At 46.6% G+C, this 15,164-nt stretch carries 18 protein-coding genes and 1 tRNA gene; 3 read left to right on the top strand and 16 right to left on the bottom strand.

All coding sequences use genetic code 11. From position 1 onward, the window contains the following. Positions 1–7 precede the first annotated feature (7 nt). From K0H80_RS06570 to K0H80_RS06625, 12 genes are all read right to left on the bottom strand, one after another. Positions 8–736, bottom strand: coding sequence for an SDR family NAD(P)-dependent oxidoreductase (locus K0H80_RS06570; RefSeq protein WP_011865123.1), 729 nt, complete (start codon positions 734–736; stop codon positions 8–10). Next, positions 736–1,878, bottom strand: coding sequence for an AMP-binding protein (locus K0H80_RS06575; protein WP_220073486.1), 1,143 nt, complete (start codon positions 1,876–1,878; stop codon positions 736–738). The genes K0H80_RS06570 and K0H80_RS06575 overlap by 1 nt, the downstream gene beginning before the upstream one ends. Next, the gene (locus K0H80_RS06580) at positions 1,878–2,123 is read right to left on the bottom strand and encodes a hypothetical protein (protein ID WP_011865125.1); all 246 of its coding nucleotides are present in this window, start codon (positions 2,121–2,123) and stop codon (positions 1,878–1,880) included. Before K0H80_RS06580 ends, K0H80_RS06575 begins: the two co-directional genes overlap by 1 nt. After that, positions 2,120–2,686, bottom strand: coding sequence for a UDP-4-amino-4,6-dideoxy-N-acetyl-beta-L-altrosamine N-acetyltransferase (gene pseH / locus K0H80_RS06585; RefSeq protein ID WP_011865126.1), 567 nt, complete (start codon positions 2,684–2,686; stop codon positions 2,120–2,122). Before pseH ends, K0H80_RS06580 begins: the two co-directional genes overlap by 4 nt. A 9-nt stretch (positions 2,687–2,695) precedes the next feature. After that, on the bottom strand, positions 2,696–3,457 hold the full coding sequence (locus K0H80_RS06590; protein WP_011865127.1) for an SDR family NAD(P)-dependent oxidoreductase: 762 nt from the start codon (positions 3,455–3,457) through the stop codon (positions 2,696–2,698). Positions 3,458–3,475: 18 nt separating this feature from the next. Then, positions 3,476–3,709 (bottom strand): acyl carrier protein, encoded by a 234-nt coding sequence (locus K0H80_RS06595; protein WP_011865128.1) that lies wholly within the window; start codon positions 3,707–3,709, stop codon positions 3,476–3,478. 84 nt (positions 3,710–3,793) lie between these two features. Continuing rightward, positions 3,794–4,531, bottom strand: a complete 738-nt coding sequence (locus tag K0H80_RS06600; protein WP_011865129.1) for a cytidylyltransferase domain-containing protein — start codon at positions 4,529–4,531, stop codon at positions 3,794–3,796. Further along, complete coding sequence (gene pseI, locus K0H80_RS06605; RefSeq protein WP_011865130.1) at positions 4,532–5,608, bottom strand: pseudaminic acid synthase; 1,077 nt, start codon at positions 5,606–5,608, stop codon at positions 4,532–4,534. 1 nt (position 5,609) lies between these two features. Next, positions 5,610–6,719 carry an aromatic ring-hydroxylating oxygenase subunit alpha gene (locus tag K0H80_RS06610; RefSeq protein WP_011865131.1) on the bottom strand — a complete coding sequence of 370 codons (1,110 nt, stop codon included), beginning with the start codon at positions 6,717–6,719 and terminating at the stop codon, positions 5,610–5,612. Further along, positions 6,716–7,786 (bottom strand): UDP-2,4-diacetamido-2,4,6-trideoxy-beta-L-altropyranose hydrolase, encoded by a 1,071-nt coding sequence (gene pseG / locus K0H80_RS06615; RefSeq protein WP_011865132.1) that lies wholly within the window; start codon positions 7,784–7,786, stop codon positions 6,716–6,718. The genes K0H80_RS06610 and pseG overlap by 4 nt, the downstream gene beginning before the upstream one ends. Continuing rightward, complete coding sequence (locus K0H80_RS06620; protein ID WP_220073487.1) at positions 7,764–8,516, bottom strand: SDR family NAD(P)-dependent oxidoreductase; 753 nt, start codon at positions 8,514–8,516, stop codon at positions 7,764–7,766. Before K0H80_RS06620 ends, pseG begins: the two co-directional genes overlap by 23 nt. After that, positions 8,516–9,607, bottom strand: a complete 1,092-nt coding sequence (locus K0H80_RS06625; RefSeq protein ID WP_220073488.1) for a 3-oxoacyl-ACP synthase III family protein — start codon at positions 9,605–9,607, stop codon at positions 8,516–8,518. Before K0H80_RS06625 ends, K0H80_RS06620 begins: the two co-directional genes overlap by 1 nt. A gap of 132 nt (positions 9,608–9,739) precedes the next feature. Here K0H80_RS06625 and K0H80_RS06630 point away from each other — a divergent pair, with 132 nt between their 5' ends. After that, positions 9,740–10,762: a ketoacyl-ACP synthase III gene (locus tag K0H80_RS06630; protein WP_011865135.1), complete on the top strand. Its 1,023-nt coding sequence runs from the start codon at positions 9,740–9,742 to the stop codon at positions 10,760–10,762. Here the strand turns inward: K0H80_RS06630 and K0H80_RS06635 are convergent. The 4 genes from K0H80_RS06635 to K0H80_RS06650 all read right to left on the bottom strand — a co-directional run bounded on the left by K0H80_RS06635 (position 10,745) and on the right by K0H80_RS06650 (position 13,663). Beyond that, positions 10,745–11,008, bottom strand: a complete 264-nt coding sequence (locus K0H80_RS06635; protein WP_011865136.1) for a hypothetical protein — start codon at positions 11,006–11,008, stop codon at positions 10,745–10,747. The two genes, K0H80_RS06630 and K0H80_RS06635, sit on opposite strands and share 18 nt — an antisense overlap. Further along, positions 11,005–12,300 (bottom strand): motility associated factor glycosyltransferase family protein, encoded by a 1,296-nt coding sequence (locus K0H80_RS06640; RefSeq protein WP_011865137.1) that lies wholly within the window; start codon positions 12,298–12,300, stop codon positions 11,005–11,007. The genes K0H80_RS06635 and K0H80_RS06640 overlap by 4 nt, the downstream gene beginning before the upstream one ends. Before the next feature lie 50 nt (positions 12,301–12,350). Further along, positions 12,351–12,426, bottom strand: a tRNA-Arg gene (locus K0H80_RS06645). A 76-nt stretch (positions 12,427–12,502) separates the two neighbouring features. Next, positions 12,503–13,663 (bottom strand): flagellar assembly protein FlgT, encoded by a 1,161-nt coding sequence (locus tag K0H80_RS06650; protein ID WP_220073489.1) that lies wholly within the window; start codon positions 13,661–13,663, stop codon positions 12,503–12,505. A gap of 415 nt (positions 13,664–14,078) precedes the next feature. On the opposite strand from K0H80_RS06650, the gene K0H80_RS06655 reads away from it, so the two are divergent. Continuing rightward, positions 14,079–14,690 carry a FlgO family outer membrane protein gene (locus K0H80_RS06655; protein WP_350354812.1) on the top strand — a complete coding sequence of 204 codons (612 nt, stop codon included), beginning with the start codon at positions 14,079–14,081 and terminating at the stop codon, positions 14,688–14,690. Then, positions 14,687–15,133, top strand: a complete 447-nt coding sequence (locus tag K0H80_RS06660; RefSeq protein WP_144204184.1) for an LPP20 family lipoprotein — start codon at positions 14,687–14,689, stop codon at positions 15,131–15,133. The genes K0H80_RS06655 and K0H80_RS06660 overlap by 4 nt, the downstream gene beginning before the upstream one ends. Positions 15,134–15,164 lie beyond the last annotated feature (31 nt).

The following is a 15,164-nucleotide window of genomic DNA, read 5'->3' on the forward strand; positions in this document are numbered from 1 at the left end:
CCAGTTCCTAGTTAGTGATTCCGCCATCAATGGTGAGTGTTTGCCCGGTAATAAAGGCGGCCCCATCGGATAACAAAAAGCTGATCGCTGGAGTGATATCGTCGACCTTACCTAACCTATGCATTGGAGTGCGGCGTATAATCTGGTCTCGTTTCTTATCTGAGAGCGTTGATGACATCTCAGTATCCAGGTAGCCAGGTGCTATGGAGTTGACAGTAATGTTTCGACGTCCGTTCTCTCTTGCCAGTGCTCTAGTTAGGCCGTCTAAACCTGCCTTTGAGGCAGAGTAGGCGGCGAGCCCCGTGTAGCCTCGACTGCCAATTATCGAGCTAATATTGATGATTCTACCGGCACTATTCTGGCGTAAGAATACACGTAGCACTTCCCGGGCTGTATAGAGCGCCCCGTTTAGGTTTACTTGTATCAGTGCGTCAGACTCAATGTTGGGAAACGTCGCTAGTACACCTTCTTTGGCGATCCCCGCATTGTTGATCAGCCCCCAAAGAGGCGATTCATTAGCCCAGATGCAGGCCTCTTTAACAAATTGCGATGTTTGCTCTGCGTTTCCAATTTCACAGGGAAACCATTTAAAGTTTGGATTACTCTGTTCCAGTGCCTCTATGGTTGACGTTGTTGCTCGGCTACAGGTTGAGACTTTATAGCCTTGCGCTAAAAGGTGAGTCACTATGGCCAAACCTAGGCCTCTGCTGCCACCCGTCACAATGATATGTTTCATTAATTTGTTCTCACTTTTTTACCACTGGTTGACAGAGTGATCTGCTCGCTAAAGCGAATGATGCGTGGCGTTGCAGCAGGATCGCGTCCAAGTGACCAGGTTTTAAGTGCTTCTCTGGCCTTGGTTTCATCTGTTGCACAACATTCCAGGCAGATTAGTGCCCCCGTGATTGGGTTTGACTTAGCAAATACTCGGGCATCGAAAATTTCCTCAATAGCAAGGATCTCTTGCTCGAGTGTTTCAAGGTTAACTTTAACACCGCCGACATTGACTAGATTGTCTTCTCTACCGACAAATATCACTCTGTCTTGGGTTAATCTAATGCAATCGCCGGTATCTATTTCGACTAAGCCATTGTCGAGGTGCAGTGTGTTGTTAGCCGAAATTTGCCAGCCATTAAATGTTTGCTGTAACCAGCTAAGTGGGAATCCTTCTATGCCGTCTTTTATTGAAAAGATCACGCCAGCCTCTGTCGTAGCATAGATATGCCTTAGCTGGGCCTCAGGGAAACTTTGTCTAATGCTATCTAAAGTACGCTGATCGGCAATTTCTCCCCCAAGACTGATGATGGTTAGTGGCGGCCTTGTTAGATGCCAACAAAGCAACATGGCCCGCATCATGGAGGGGGTCGCACTTATTGCATTAATATCCTGACTAATCGCCAGTTGAGCCTTGGCTTGTAGATTGGTATCAACTGATGCGACTAAAAGATCTTGGCTTACAATTGCTTGTAAGATGACCTGAAGTCCGGCAAAGCTCATTGGATGATAACAAAGTAGCCAGCGAGTGTTCTCTCTTGTTTGGCTTTTTAGATTCTTGGGTAGAAGCTTTTCGAGTCGATGAAAAACTAATTTGGGCTTTCCCGTTGTCCCAGAGGTTAGTAAGCCAACGGCAAAATGTTCTGGCAGTTCATCGAGATTGATCTCCTGTTGAGTGCGATTAAAGATGACAGGAATGTTAGCGGTCTGGCCGTCGATGATAGCTTGTATCATCTCTTTGACTAACGGCTTACCGTTAGTCGTCGAACCGGCCGTAATTTCGATGAATTTTCGTCCTTGTAGGTAGTGCTGAGGCTGAAATGAGTCGCTACCGAATTGACTTCCTTGCTCAACTAGAGTGAAACCTCGGGGGATTGTGAACATTAAGCGGCCGTATTTTCGTATAGAGTGATCAGTTCGGCGATGCTATGGAACTGCTTGAAACCGTCCCTAAATGGATCGAGCCCAGTGTTAAGCTCCAGGCTGACAATTAGGGTCGCCAGATCCAATGAGTCCATAGGAAGGTCGGACAGAAATTCAGCTTGTTGATCGAAGTCAGGACAGATTTCTCCCTTATTCTCAATGATCAGTCTGGTTTCTTTCATTATGATATCTGCAATTTTACTCATGCATTATTCCAATCGTTAAAGGCTGCTGAAATTTTTTCCAAGCTAAAATGTTGTTTCTGACTGAGCCAATCTTGCCTCAATTGTTCAAAGATATGGACGTCTAAAAACTCACCATTTTTGTAGATATGTTGTTTAAGGTGACCGACAAGCCTGGTCTTGTGTAACGTTTGTAGCTTGACCACTTTTTCATTGGCGTCGAGTACATAGTTAACTATTTTGTTTAGCTTAAGTTGGTGAAACACGTAGTTGCAGATATAAGTGTGCATGGTGACGCCATATTTAAGTCGAGCCTGACGCTCATAAATATAGGAACCTGTGCTGCAACGTTGGTGAAATCTGTCTATATCTGAGAAACATAAGAAGCCAATAGAGACACCATCATCTTGTATCATGTAGGCTCGGTAATCATCTCGCTTCGCTAAAGATTCTATCCAAGCCCGCTGCTTGTCTACCGACGGATTTTCGAGATCGGTAAACATGTGTTTAGTGATTTCCGGAGTCGTACGCCACTTAAGCAACAGCTCGGCATCGTTTACATCTACACGCTTAAAGTTTAATGCCATATCTTCTTCTTAATTTGCTAAATATCCACCTTCAACGGGCAAGGTCACTGCATTGATCCATTTAGCGGCGTCACTCAGGAGAAAGGCAACCGCATTAGCGACATCTTCGGGTTGCCCTAAGCCCATTGGATGCTGATCTAACATATGTTGAAACTGTGCTTCTGTCATACTCTCTTGTGTACGAGTCGCCATTTCTGTTGCGACCAATGCTGGTGCGACACAGTTTACCCTGATGTTATCCCTAAGCAATTCCATGGCGAGACCTCTGGTTAGAGACATCAGGCCTGCCTTGCTTGCACCGTAAAGCGTGTTTCCTGTTTGGCCTATTAATCCGGCGATGGAGGAGACAAATACTATCGCACCTTGTTTTGAACGATCACGTTTTAGTCTGAAGCCTTTGCTAATAGCCATGGCGCTAGCCAGGTTGACATGCATGGTTTCGTCAAAGAAGGCTTGGTCGAAAAGTCGGATCGGTTTGGTGATTTGTATACCTGCACAGTGTACAAAACCGTCTAAATAACCATGTTCTTTCACCAGCATTTTCACCCAGTCGGTAAGCTTATCTGTGTCGGCCATGTCGAAAGGTGCACAAACGTGGCCATTACCGCTTAATTCGGTGAGCGTTTGTTCGAGCGCTTTTGAGTTACGGCCATTGAGAATAACCTGAGCACCGAGTTGGGAAAACAATATGGCACAAGCCTTTCCGATGCCTGCGGAGGCGCCAGTGACAAGCACTCGCTTGCCACTGAAATCCATTGGATTGACATTCATCACGGTAGTGTAATCGCCTTAGGCGGCTAGATGTTCTTCTACTAAACCGACAAGATCGCCCACTGTGTTGATCTCTTCTAACTTGTCACCTTGAATCACTATATCGAAGTGCTCATCGGCCATGGCGATGATGCTTAGAAATGCCAAAGAGTCCCATTGCTCAATGTCCATCAAGACCTCGTCCCCCTTAAGCGTATTCTCGTCCAGTTCAAGGATCTCTTCTAGGGCATTTAAAAATTCTTGTTTGTTCATAATATGTTACCTCGAGTTATTTATGTTCTTTATATTAAAACTATTGTTATTTACTTTATCGGCAGCGCACAGGAATGATTTATCTTAATGTGCAATGCGCTGCGCGACATGTTTGTTGATTTGGGCGAGCTCCGGATTGTCTGTCAGCAGTTTGCAAATTGTTTTATGATCTGCTGTGAGCCAATTTTCGCCTAATAATTGGATAATTTGTTCGACCAGACGTAGGTCGTCTATTTCGTCTACGCAAAGCCTAAACTCACCCCAAGAGGCCTTTCCTGTTTCAATTGGTACTATTTTGGCGTCTGGTTGGGTATAGAGAAATAGTGTTACATGTTCTCGTTGTGCCTGAGTGTGAGCATGTTGAAATGCCAGAGTAAGGCTATGCATACTAAATACTTCTACATCAAATCCCCTAGGAAAAAAGGCCAGGCTAATGTGCGTATATTGGGCGGGATCCCCCGTTTGATGCTTACGAATGGCTTGATCGATTAATTCTGGGCAGATCAACGGACAATCACCTGTAAGGCGTATGATAATGTCTTCTTGCTCTGCACCCACTGAAAGTGCCGCCTCGTAGAACCTTTGTAAAACGTCCTGCTCATCTCCTCTAAAACACTGCAGTTGCTTGGTATGGCAATAATCGGCGATAGCCTGGTCATTATCTTCGATTGTAGTCGCGATAATATGGGTATCAATGAGATGTGATTGAGCAACTCTCTCGATGTGATATTCGAGCATAGGCTTATTGGCAATGGGAGTCAGTACTTTACCTGGTAACCGACTTGATCCCATTCGCGCTTGTGTGATGCAGATTACGCGCATTTAATCCTCTCGTTTAACCAAGGGCTTGGAGAGATAGCTCTCTCTCATTGGTTCACCAAAGGCAATATCTTGGGATGCCTTTTGTCCCAGTATTTGAGGCAGATAGCGAGTGTGCAATCCATGTGCAGGTCTTACCGAACGTACATTGTCGCGAGTGAAAGACTCTCCCTTCTTGATAGCTTGGCTAACGTATAGTGAACGACGAAAATCGCGACCACCCGCCTCACTCGGTTTAATCTCATAACCGGCATGGCCTAGGGCGAGATGGGCTTTGTCCACCTCTTGTTTCAATGTCGCAAATGCATCGGGTTCCAGAGAAAAGGCGGCATCAACAGAGCCATCGTTTCTATCGAGAGTGAAGTGTTTTTCAATAATACTAGCCCCTAGCGCAATCGCCGTTATGGCTGCCGTGGTTTCTAAGGTGTGATCGCTTAGACCGATAGGAAAATCGAAACGTTGACATAGGTCGGTGAGCGTGCGCAGATTGCAATCTTCAATAGGCGTTGGATAACCACTAATACAATGCAGCAGGGCCAGTTGGTTACCGCCCGCATCGGCAACTGCCTCAACGGCTTCTTCAATTTCGGCGAGTGTCGCCAAACCTGTCGAGATGATGAGTGGCTTACCGGTTTTCGCAGCGGCTGTGATGAGGCCGATATCATTGATCTCAAACGAAGCAATTTTATAGGCCGGGCAGTTTAGAGACTCAAGCAGTTCAATTGCCGATAGATCGAACGGAGATGAAAACAGCGCTATGTTATTTTGTTTTGCTCGTTCAAATAGTGCCTCATGCCATTCCCATGGCGTATGTGCTTCTTGATAAAGGTCATATAAGGTTCTGCCCGCCCATAAGCCTCCCTGTAGCAGGAATTCTGGGCTATCGTGATCAAGTGTAATGGTATCTGCGCTATAGGTCTGTATCTTGATGGCATCAACCCCTGTGGCTGCTGCAGCATCTATCATGCTAAGCGCTTTAGACAGACTACCTTTGTGATTCCCCGACAGTTCGGCTATCACATAAGGTTTATGTTGTGGACCTATCTGCCGGCCATTTATAGAAATGTTAGGCGTAAACATCTTAATCCCTCAATGGTAAATGGGGCTGGACATCGTGACGCCAGGCGTCATGAAAATGCAGAATTCTCTCCTCGCATTTGCCCAGTATCCCAGCAGAGTCAATGCTCTGCATATTAGCCTGACATGATTCTGCTACCAATCTATCTTCTTCTAAGATGGTATGATTGAATTCAGTAAAGTTTGCCTTGATCGCCGCCTTAACCGCATCGCTGGTAGCGCCTCCATCTACTCTTCTCATCATACGTAATTGAAAATTCAGCTGAGACTGAGTGGTTCCTTTGGGCTCATAAGTTTGCAGTGACATGAGCGAACCGTTGGTCAGTCCAATAGCTAAATTGGGATAGATGAAAAAATGATTGTATTCACTATAGGAAGTGCTTTGCTCGAGTTTGAGATGCTTCCTGGCGCCGGCCCACCATTTCTTTGGTGCGTCTTGCAATGGAGTGTTGCCTGTCGTATGTCCATTAAAATGAGCAACCTCAACTTCAGGTTTGGCAAATTTGGCAAAGGTTTCGGGGTGAGTTCCGGCTACATGATAGACTTCGAGAACCGTCTCGCATGCTAGCTTCCAATTTGTTTCCCAATGATAATTGCCTTGTTGCACTGGATCGACGAAATCATTGGATATTTCTTCTAATATATTGAAATAAGGGCCTAAAAATTCATCTAATCTTGGACCTTCTTTGGCAACGCGAACAAACAACATGTTACCGCAACTAGCCAGATTAAACTGTTTTAGGGCGAGTTTTTTTTTGGCTAAATCATCCAAGCCAAAGTCGGTACGATTTTGTGGTACCCCACTAAGGGCGCCATCGCTCTTGTAACTCCAACAATGGTATGGGCAAAGCAGTGGTCTGTTACCACGTTGTGCTGTTTGAAGTTTTGCCTTGCGATGGCTGCATACGTTGAGTAGTGCACTGAGCTCGCCATTAAAGTTCTGCACCACAACAGGGGTGTTACCTACCTGTAATGTAATGAAATCATGATTTTGAGAGATCTGGTCTTTAAAACCGACAAATACCCAACTCTTTTCGAATACCTGGGTCTGTTCAACCTCAAGTGTTTTCGCGTCATAGTAGTGTTCTGGATGTAAGGATTGTTTTGCAATCATTGGTGTTTCGACTTCTCTTCTAGGCCAATAACTAATCTATCTATTACTCTTTGGCAGCCTTGGCCGTCAATCAGTTGACGAGCCTTATCACTCATTAGTTGTCGACAGCATTTATTATGCCAAAGTGCGTAGGCCTGAGTTGCTATTTCATTGATGAGCGCTAGGTTACTTTCACTCTCCGGCTCAGATTGTTCATAGTGCCGGCAATCTATTGCCTGATACCAGGTATTATTCAAGGGCGAGGTTAAGGCTGGTAGCTGGTTGTCGACGGTTACCAAGGCAAGAGTTGGTACGCCTTGGCTGGCTAGTTCTCCAAGGGTTCCTCCTGCCGCCGATATGGCTAATCCTGATAGCGTCATCACTTCAGCAACAGATTGTGGGTCGCAAATAAGTGAAAAATTTACCTGTTCTCGTGTCAGAGCTTCTAGGGCAATTTGATCTTGATGAGGTTTTCCCAACAGTAATTGTACCTGACATTGGTTTAAAGTCTTTAGTAGGGCTTTAGATAGCGGTAGGGCTAATGATTTGGTATCAGTACCACCCAACGAGATTAAAAGGTTAGGGCGCGCCATTAACGGTGTAAAATGGCAAGTCGTAAACTCTCGTCTTAAATAGGTAAAATGTGGCCCAAGGCAGTAGTTAGCATGCGGTGCCCTGCTTTGATAATCCGTTTGGGTACAGTTAGGTGCAGGGTTGATAATTAAATCGGCTAGTATTGGGTCATCATCAAGGGCATCATCCAGTTTAACGAGGTAGCTTCCAGTACTTACAAGTTGATGCCATTCGTTGCCAGTTAACTCGTAGTCATCGACTATTATTGTGTCGAATTTATGCTGTTTTAATTCGCTACCGGTCAAGCTAGATGATATTTGGAGCAGATTAAAATTAGCCCGTTTAAGTTTACTCAGTAGCGCATCGCTGCAGGTCTTATAGACAAACCAAATATCAAATTGATTTGCGGCAGCTTCAGCGAGGGCGTAGAGGCGCATAATGTGTCCGGCGCCAATTCGGTGGGAATTGTTACCGTAAAAAGCGGCTTTAGGCTTAGCCGGCAAGGAATCCACCATCTACAGCGAGCGTGATGCCAGTAGTATTGCGACTTAGATCGCTTAATAAAAAGTAAACACTGTTTGCGACATCTTCTGGTGTGCTTAGTCCAAGTGGATGGGCTTCGATTAATCGTTGGCTTAGCTCCACGCCGAGCGTAGCAAATTGTTGTTCAGCCTTGGCACCAGATACCAGAGCCGGGGCGACGCAATTTACTCTAATCTGTTTAGCGGCTAGCTCTAAGGCCGCCGACTGTACCATAGACGAGAGTGCAGCCTTAGATGCGGCGTAGAGCGTTCTTGCTTTTAGCCCTCTCTGTCCAGCCGCAGAGCCGATGAAGATAAAACTTGCCCCTGGATTAAAGTGTCTGGCTTTGGAAAAGGCAGAGGTAAGCATAACAGCAGCAGAGAAGTTTATATCTAGGTATTGATGGATCTGCTTGGGAGTAATACCTCTTAGTGGGCTGTACCCTTGAAAGCTCGCGCTATGTACTAGCCCATCTATCGCACCATATTGCGTGACGATAGATTTTGCCCAAGTCGTAATATTTTGCAGTTCACTAAGGTCAAAAGGGCACACTATGTGTTCTTTCCCCTTCAGCAGACTCAATGTCTCCTGCAGTGCGTGTTCTCGACGTCCCACAAGAATTAATTTTGCCCCACAATTATCAAGCTTTTGACAAATTGCGAGGCCAATATCTGAGTCCGCAGCAGCGCCTGTGACTATATAAAGTTTATTGGTGAGATCCATTATGATTGCACTAAAGTTAATGGTTCAAAATCATCAGATATTTCAATTAATTCTGGGGCTACGATGGGACCAATATCTGTGATAATGGCGCCCCAAGACCATCCGACTCCGAATCCGCCAAGCATCACTTTTTTCGTCTCATTGGTGAAGAAATTGGTGAGCTTATGACAGATCGCAAGTGGCACCGAGGCGCTGGAAGTGTTCCCAAAGTCGGCCATATCAATCAAGTATTTTTCTTCCGCCACTTTGGCTTTCTTACGAAGATGCTCAAGAATAAACTGGTTTGCCTGATGCATTACAACCATGTCTAAATCATCGGCTTCAATATTGGCTAGGGCCAAGGTTTCCTTGATGAGTTTAGGAACGACTCTTAAGGTAAATGAAAATACCGCAGCTCCATTGAGGTAGAGTCTGGAATCTTTGTAGAGCCTTTCTTCTTCCTCTGTTGCTCTCGGTTCTCGTTCTGGCATGGTAGGTACGCGGCGTCCACCCGCCTTTACCGCTATGTGCTGGCCGCCGGTGCCATCAGTACCGTAGACGGCATAAGAATCTGGCCAATTTTCATCATATTCTAAAGCGGTAGCGACGCCTGCATCGCCGAACAGTGGCAGGGTTCCACGGTCATCAGGAAGTAGGTGACGACTAGAGGTATCTCCGCACAGAACCAAGGCTCTCTTACCGCTTGAGCTATTGAGGAGTTGACTGGCTATCCATGTGGCGTACACAAAACCAGAGCAGCCAAGACTGACATCTAAACATGCAGCAGTTTGCGGAAGCCCGAGCCTGTGTTGCATTAAACAAGCTGTTGCCGGCAGCGCATAATCTGCATCTTGAGATACATAAATTAATACATCTATTGATTCGGGCGCCCAATCAAGCCTTTCTAGTAGTCTTTGCGCCGCAGCGATACACATGTCAGATGCACAGAGGTGTTTGGGGAGTATTCGTCGGCTATGAATACCAGTACTGGCATAAATCTTATCGGCTTCTTCTTGGGTGAATATGTCGGGTGTTTCTACATATGAATGTCTATGGGGGGGAACAGCAGCTTGCATTCCTGCAATTTTAACTGACTTAATCACAGCTTCCATAAATAACCCTGTTGAATTAAACGAATAATGTTGGTTTTAACTATAACATTGAATAATATAGCTTGAAAGTGCCGTGCTTGCGCCAAAAGTGCACTAACCTTTTGCTATATAGTGAAAAATCAGGGATAAGAAATGACCATTACTTCCGTGAACAAGGTGTCGATCACAGGCATTGTCTCCGTCTTACCTGAAATTAGTTGTGAAAATATTGATGAATCTTCGAGTAGTGCAAGAGAAGAGATGGCTCGTATTGTTGCCTCGACCGGGATTCGCGCAAGACGTGTTGCTTCAGCTGACCAAACCGCGTTATCGCTTGGTAAAGTAGCATGTGAATCATTGATAGATGCAATGGATTGGAAGCCGGAGGAGATTTCGCTCGTCGTCTTTGTTACCCAAACCCCGGATTACCCTTTGCCAGGGAATGCAGTCCAGTTGCAACATCAGCTTGGCTTGAGCAAAGATACTATCGCCTATGATGTAAACTTGGGATGTTCAGGGTTTGTTTATGGTTTATGGCAAGTTGCGCAGTTAGTAGCAGGACTGTCAAAGGGTAAAGCGCTATTGGTTGTGGGGGATACAACGACACATCAATATCGTCAGGATAATCGAGCGGTATCCTCATTATTTGGTGATGCGGTTAGCGCTATCGCAATTGAAAAGTGCATGGAAAGCGATGAGATGGTGTTCTCGCTAGGAACCGATGGTGCCGGAGCGCCTTATCTTATTCAACCTAAAGGGGGAGCGCTCTGTCCCGGTGAATCCCCTGAACTCTTTATGGATGGCATGCAGGTATTTGTGTTCACCCTAAGGGAAGTTCCCTCTTCGATCACAGCCTGTTTAGCCGCTAAGGGCTGGCAAAACGCTGATGTCGATTATTGTGTAATGCATCAAGCAAACGAAATGATGCTAAAGCGATTAGGAGACAAGTTAGGTTTAACACATGAACAGCTAGTTATATCTATGGGGGAAGTCGGTAATACCAGCTCTGCATCCATACCTTTGGCATTAGGGTTAAGTTTAAGTGAACCGCTGCTAAAGGGAAGCGTAAACTTGGTATTGTCTGGATTTGGCGTTGGTTGGTCTTGGGGGACGGTTGCTTTAACACTAACCAAGCTTAAAGTTTGCCAGGTTATAGATCTAAGTCTGGCTCAATAGCGCGCTTAATTCGTGTTCTAAGTAGTCCGCAAGCCCTAACCAGTCATGGCGCTCCTGAGCTGCTAGCATATTAGGAATCAATTGAAAAATCACTTGTGCCTTTGGGTGTGAGCTGAGAAGGGGTTCTAATAGATCTAGTCCTTCGCGCAACCGCTGAGAGCCTTCTGCTTCCTGGCCTAATCGAAACGCGTGAGCGGCTTCAACAAAGTCGCTTGTAATTACTGCATATGTCTCTTTTATATTCAAACTAACTCCTTGTACTGTGCGCCAATTATTCTGGCCCCTTCTAAACTCGATTGGTAGAATTTCACTTTGGGATGAATGCGAATATAGTGTTCCAGACTGCGAAGATAAGCTCTAAAGTTGAGATCTGTGGCGACACGTTTGCCATGGCCATTGAGAACCCAATGTTTTTTCTGCAATTGAGTCGAAGGTCCTAACATGCCGTCTTCCCAATGGGCGTGGGTTTTATTATTGGGGTAACAAAAATCACAGCCAAATAATGTGATTTCTTTGATTCCCAATGTTACCGCCAGATCAATCGCGGGGTGGATGACGCTGCCGTTGGTAAATAGCCTGATTTTTTGGTGGTGCTTAGCTAATTGATCGTAAATAGGGCTGGTTGAGTAGGCATTGAATTTGGGGCCTGGCCAATTAGATATCACCTCTTTTGATAGTGTAGGAAAGTAAACTAGGGTTATATCTTCCGGTATGTTTTCAGGGAAGTGTTCCAATGTTATTTTACTGTCAATAGAAACTACTATGTCTGGAATGATTTTATTTTCAGTTAACGCCTTTAATGATGTATCAACGGCAATCATCAAGGGGCGTTGCCCAATCGGCAGAGCGCGTTGCCTGAGCAGATAGGAGTAATGTGTTTCTAGCGTCGGGCCTGCTCCAATCAGATGAGCGTGAGATTGATGGTGAGTCATTTTCAGCGTTGCAGCATCTGGATCCTGTTCAATTGCAGATAGGTTTTCAAGTAAACGTTGCTGAATTTCTGGATTGTCTATCGTGTGGTGTTTGTTGGCATATGCACGATTATTTTCTAAGACCAATAGGTCTCTTAACTTTGCATTTTCATCATCAATCAGGAGTAGGTCGGGCGTAATGGCAATATAATGAGTTGCCAGCTTGTTCTGCTCGAGTTGGTGCACCAAAACGACTCTTTTATCGTTCAGCCATTCACTCTGATCTGTGTAAGAAAGCAATAAAGCAAACAGCGCGATATTTAGTGGGCAGATAAGTATTTGCTGTAATTGAGGATTATCTATCAGCAAGCTAGGTACATCGCCCATACCGATACCGTACACTGCGACATGCTTGCAGCCGCTGGGAAGCTGTTCGATAAATAGACGTGCTTCGGCCATTCTATCGTGGCGGCTACTTAGTTGAATGCCATTAACGCTAATGGTTTGAGTTTGGCCGGTAACAAGAGCGGCATCTAAATGATCGAAAGATGCGTGTTGAAGTGCAGAGGCAATGATAGGCCAACGCTGGCTGATGATGTTGAGATTGGCATTAAAAAGCTCAGTCATTGACACTGTCCCTCGAAGTCATGCTTCATCTATTAGGCTAGTTCACTAACTGGTCTCCCCACAGGGACTCGAACCCCGATCGATCGCTTAGGAGGCGACTGCTCTATCCTGTTGAGCTATAGGGAGACGCAAGTGATTATACTGTTTTTCATCGCGATGAAAAGGCTTTAGATTTAGTTGCTTAATTAGTGCACTAATTAAGTTAGATTTTCATCGCGATGTCGTTAATTTGTATGTTGATCGCGCCGTTAGCGCCTTGCAGTATGGCGGTGGCGCTTTCCTGAGTCACCTGATCTATGGTGATTTTGGCTCGAGATTCGCTGGCGACCGCACGCATATTATCAAGTCGATCCGGCAGGTTTTGCTGTAGCACCAGTTGGAATTTATCCCCAACTTTCACGCCATGATTGCGCCCCAGGTTGATGATCACCCGGTTGTCGACACGGGATACCACCTGACCAAGTAACGGGCGGCAGTCGAGCACCTTGTCGATATCTTCGCTGGCCTGGGTCAACAGCATTTCGATGTTCTTACCATAGCTGGATGCCCAAAAACGGTTGCTCTGGGCTGGTACCGTCGCTTGGCGCTCAAATTCCCATGGGGCAGGGGCGTCATAGTACTCACTCCAGATCTGCTCGCCGCTGATGCCATGATACAGAGATAGACGTAGCTGAAACTGGCGCTGAGGATAGCTATCCCAGAGGCCAAACAGACTGGCTTCGACCGGCTCGGTGGAGATGTCGATGATCTCCGGCAGCAGAATGTATTGGCTGTCGGTGATCTCGCTAAGCCAGCTGGGGAGGCGATAACCGCGGATGTCGATCAATGACTGCTCGATATCGAGTCGTTCGTTGGCATGAACATGGGCGAAACTCGCCTTACCCTCGCGGGCGATGATGCTGCCGAGCTTCTCCGACAGGGCTTTCTCGAAGTTGCCAAGGTTGCCATATCTGAGTTGGCTACGATCGGCAATTTGCGCCTGGGGAACCAGGATGGCCGCCTTGAGTTGACTCATCCCACAGGTCTGTACCTTAGCGTTTTGCAGTACATCGACTCTTAGGTTGACGCTGAGGGTATCGCCCTGGATACGCTCGCTGATAAGCTCGACGCGGCCGGCCTCGGCCTGCTGCGACATCGAGAACTGGGTCTGGGTTAGCTGACCGTTCTGAGTCTGCTGCATGCTGGTAAACTGGCCACCCGATTGCAAAGTGACATAGCTCAGCGCCTGAGCTATGGCATCTTCTCGCGCCTGGGTGATATTGCCGTTGATGATCTTGGCTTCGCCCTGGGCCTCAAGCCACTGAGCCATCACCTGAGTGTTAAAGGCGGCGAGTAACAGCAATAGTAATTGAATTCGTTTCATTGTATCTGTCTCAACTGAGCCGGTTTATCTAGCGCGTAGCTGGTGCCAAAATGCTGACAGTTTTCGCGCCCATTCTCATGTTCCCATTGATTAGTTAGACTCAAAGCAATATCTATGCCTGAGTTGGTTAAAGTCAGTCAAAGTTAGCTAAAGTTAGCCAAAGTTGGCCACCGTCAGGTCATTTGCTGAAAAGTAGGATGACGAACGCCAATCAGTCCTTCAGGATTCGCCAAGTGTTAGCCCAATACTTGAGGTTAACCCTAATAGGTGTAAATCGAACAATGCTAAGCTTATGGCATATATATTGCTGCATAATTGCCAATAGGTTTGGTTGGCCGAAATTATGGCGCAGCCAAGTGGGTATATTGGCCTGGGTCAATATCGAAAACCATGGGACATCATGATGCGAAATGCTTTGATAATATCTTCCCTGTTGCTATTGGGGGCCTGCGCGGCAAATGAGCCCGCCACGCCAACCTTGCAGACCGGCAATAGTTTGCCAGCGAGTTCATCTGTGATGCATCTGACTCAGCAGTTGGCAAATGAATTGGTGCGCCAGAACGATCAGTTGACGCCTAAGCAGCCCCTGCTGGTGGCGACGCCTGTGTTGCTGGATAACCTCAAGTCGACTAACGCCTTGGGGTTACAGATACAACAGGGGCTGATCGCGGCCATGCATGATCATCAGTTTAATCTGGTGGATCTGAACGTGGGCGAGAACGTTAGGGTGACAGATCAAGGTGAGCTGCTGCTGACCCGCGACTGGCGCCAACTACCAGCGGATCTGCCGGTAGAGCACGTATTGGTGTCAACCATGAGCCTTAAGCCTGATGGTGTGGTGGTAAACAGCCGTATCGTTAATGTAACTAACAACCGTGTGGTTTCGGTCGCTGCGGCGAGTGTGAGTCAGGCCGAGCTGGCGGACTACCTTAGCCTGTCTGAGAAGGTGGTCGCCCAGGATGGCAAGCTTATTCGTTACAGCAGCCAGGGTCAGGGAGATGTCCAGATTAAAGGGGTTAAGCAATGAGATATCTAATTAGTGTGTTGCTGCTCGTCCTGAGTGGATGTGCGTCTCAAGACAGATACATTCAATGGGAAACCCAAGCGCCGGAAAGTTTTCCTAAGTTAACCGCAATTGGCTATGCGCCGCTGGCGACTCAACCTGCGAAAGAGGCATCTCAGCGGGTGTTGATGGCGATGCAGGCATCGAAGATCGCCGCCTACCGTGAGCTTGCCGAGCAGGTTTACGGCCAGCAGTTATCGGCGTCGAGCAGTGTGAAAGATTGGATGCTTTCCGATGATAATATTCAGGCCTCGGTGAGCGGGGTGATCCGCGGCGCGAAAGTGGTGAAGAGCTACCCGGTCGGGGATCATTATGTGACTGAGCTGGAGCTCGACTTCCAGCAGGTGTGGGCCTTATATCAGCAGCAGAATCGGCCGCAGACGGTGAAGGAAGTGACCTATTTCTAGCTGCCCGCAAATAAAAAAGCCTCTATAAAGA

The organism is Shewanella aegiceratis, from assembly GCF_019457495.1.
GTDB classification, from domain to species: domain Bacteria; phylum Pseudomonadota; class Gammaproteobacteria; order Enterobacterales; family Shewanellaceae; genus Shewanella; species Shewanella loihica.

Bases quoted from the DNA above. Each gene is read 5' to 3' on its own strand.
- K0H80_RS06640 (WP_011865137.1), bottom strand. From the start codon at position 12,300: ATGACTGAGCTTTTTAATGCCAATCTCAACATCATCAGCCAGCGTTGG.
- pseG (WP_011865132.1), bottom strand. From the start codon at position 7,786: ATGGTGGATTCCTTGCCGGCTAAGCCTAAAGCCGCTTTTTACGGTAAC.
- K0H80_RS06630 (WP_011865135.1), top strand. From the start codon at position 9,740: ATGACCATTACTTCCGTGAACAAGGTGTCGATCACAGGCATTGTCTCC.
- K0H80_RS06595 (WP_011865128.1), bottom strand. From the start codon at position 3,709: ATGAACAAACAAGAATTTTTAAATGCCCTAGAAGAGATCCTTGAACTG.
- pseI (WP_011865130.1), bottom strand. From the start codon at position 5,608: ATGTTTACGCCTAACATTTCTATAAATGGCCGGCAGATAGGTCCACAA.
- K0H80_RS06650 (WP_220073489.1), bottom strand. From the start codon at position 13,663: ATGAAACGAATTCAATTACTATTGCTGTTACTCGCCGCCTTTAACACT.
- K0H80_RS06600 (WP_011865129.1), bottom strand. From the start codon at position 4,531: ATGCGCGTAATCTGCATCACACAAGCGCGAATGGGATCAAGTCGGTTA.
- K0H80_RS06570 (WP_011865123.1), bottom strand. From the start codon at position 736: ATGAAACATATCATTGTGACGGGTGGCAGCAGAGGCCTAGGTTTGGCC.
- pseH (WP_011865126.1), bottom strand. From the start codon at position 2,686: ATGGCATTAAACTTTAAGCGTGTAGATGTAAACGATGCCGAGCTGTTG.
- K0H80_RS06625 (WP_220073488.1), bottom strand. From the start codon at position 9,607: ATGGAAGCTGTGATTAAGTCAGTTAAAATTGCAGGAATGCAAGCTGCT.
- K0H80_RS06660 (WP_144204184.1), top strand. From the start codon at position 14,687: ATGAGATATCTAATTAGTGTGTTGCTGCTCGTCCTGAGTGGATGTGCG.
- K0H80_RS06590 (WP_011865127.1), bottom strand. From the start codon at position 3,457: ATGAATGTCAATCCAATGGATTTCAGTGGCAAGCGAGTGCTTGTCACT.
- K0H80_RS06575 (WP_220073486.1), bottom strand. From the start codon at position 1,878: ATGTTCACAATCCCCCGAGGTTTCACTCTAGTTGAGCAAGGAAGTCAA.
- K0H80_RS06610 (WP_011865131.1), bottom strand. From the start codon at position 6,719: ATGATTGCAAAACAATCCTTACATCCAGAACACTACTATGACGCGAAA.
- K0H80_RS06620 (WP_220073487.1), bottom strand. From the start codon at position 8,516: ATGGATCTCACCAATAAACTTTATATAGTCACAGGCGCTGCTGCGGAC.
- K0H80_RS06580 (WP_011865125.1), bottom strand. From the start codon at position 2,123: ATGAGTAAAATTGCAGATATCATAATGAAAGAAACCAGACTGATCATT.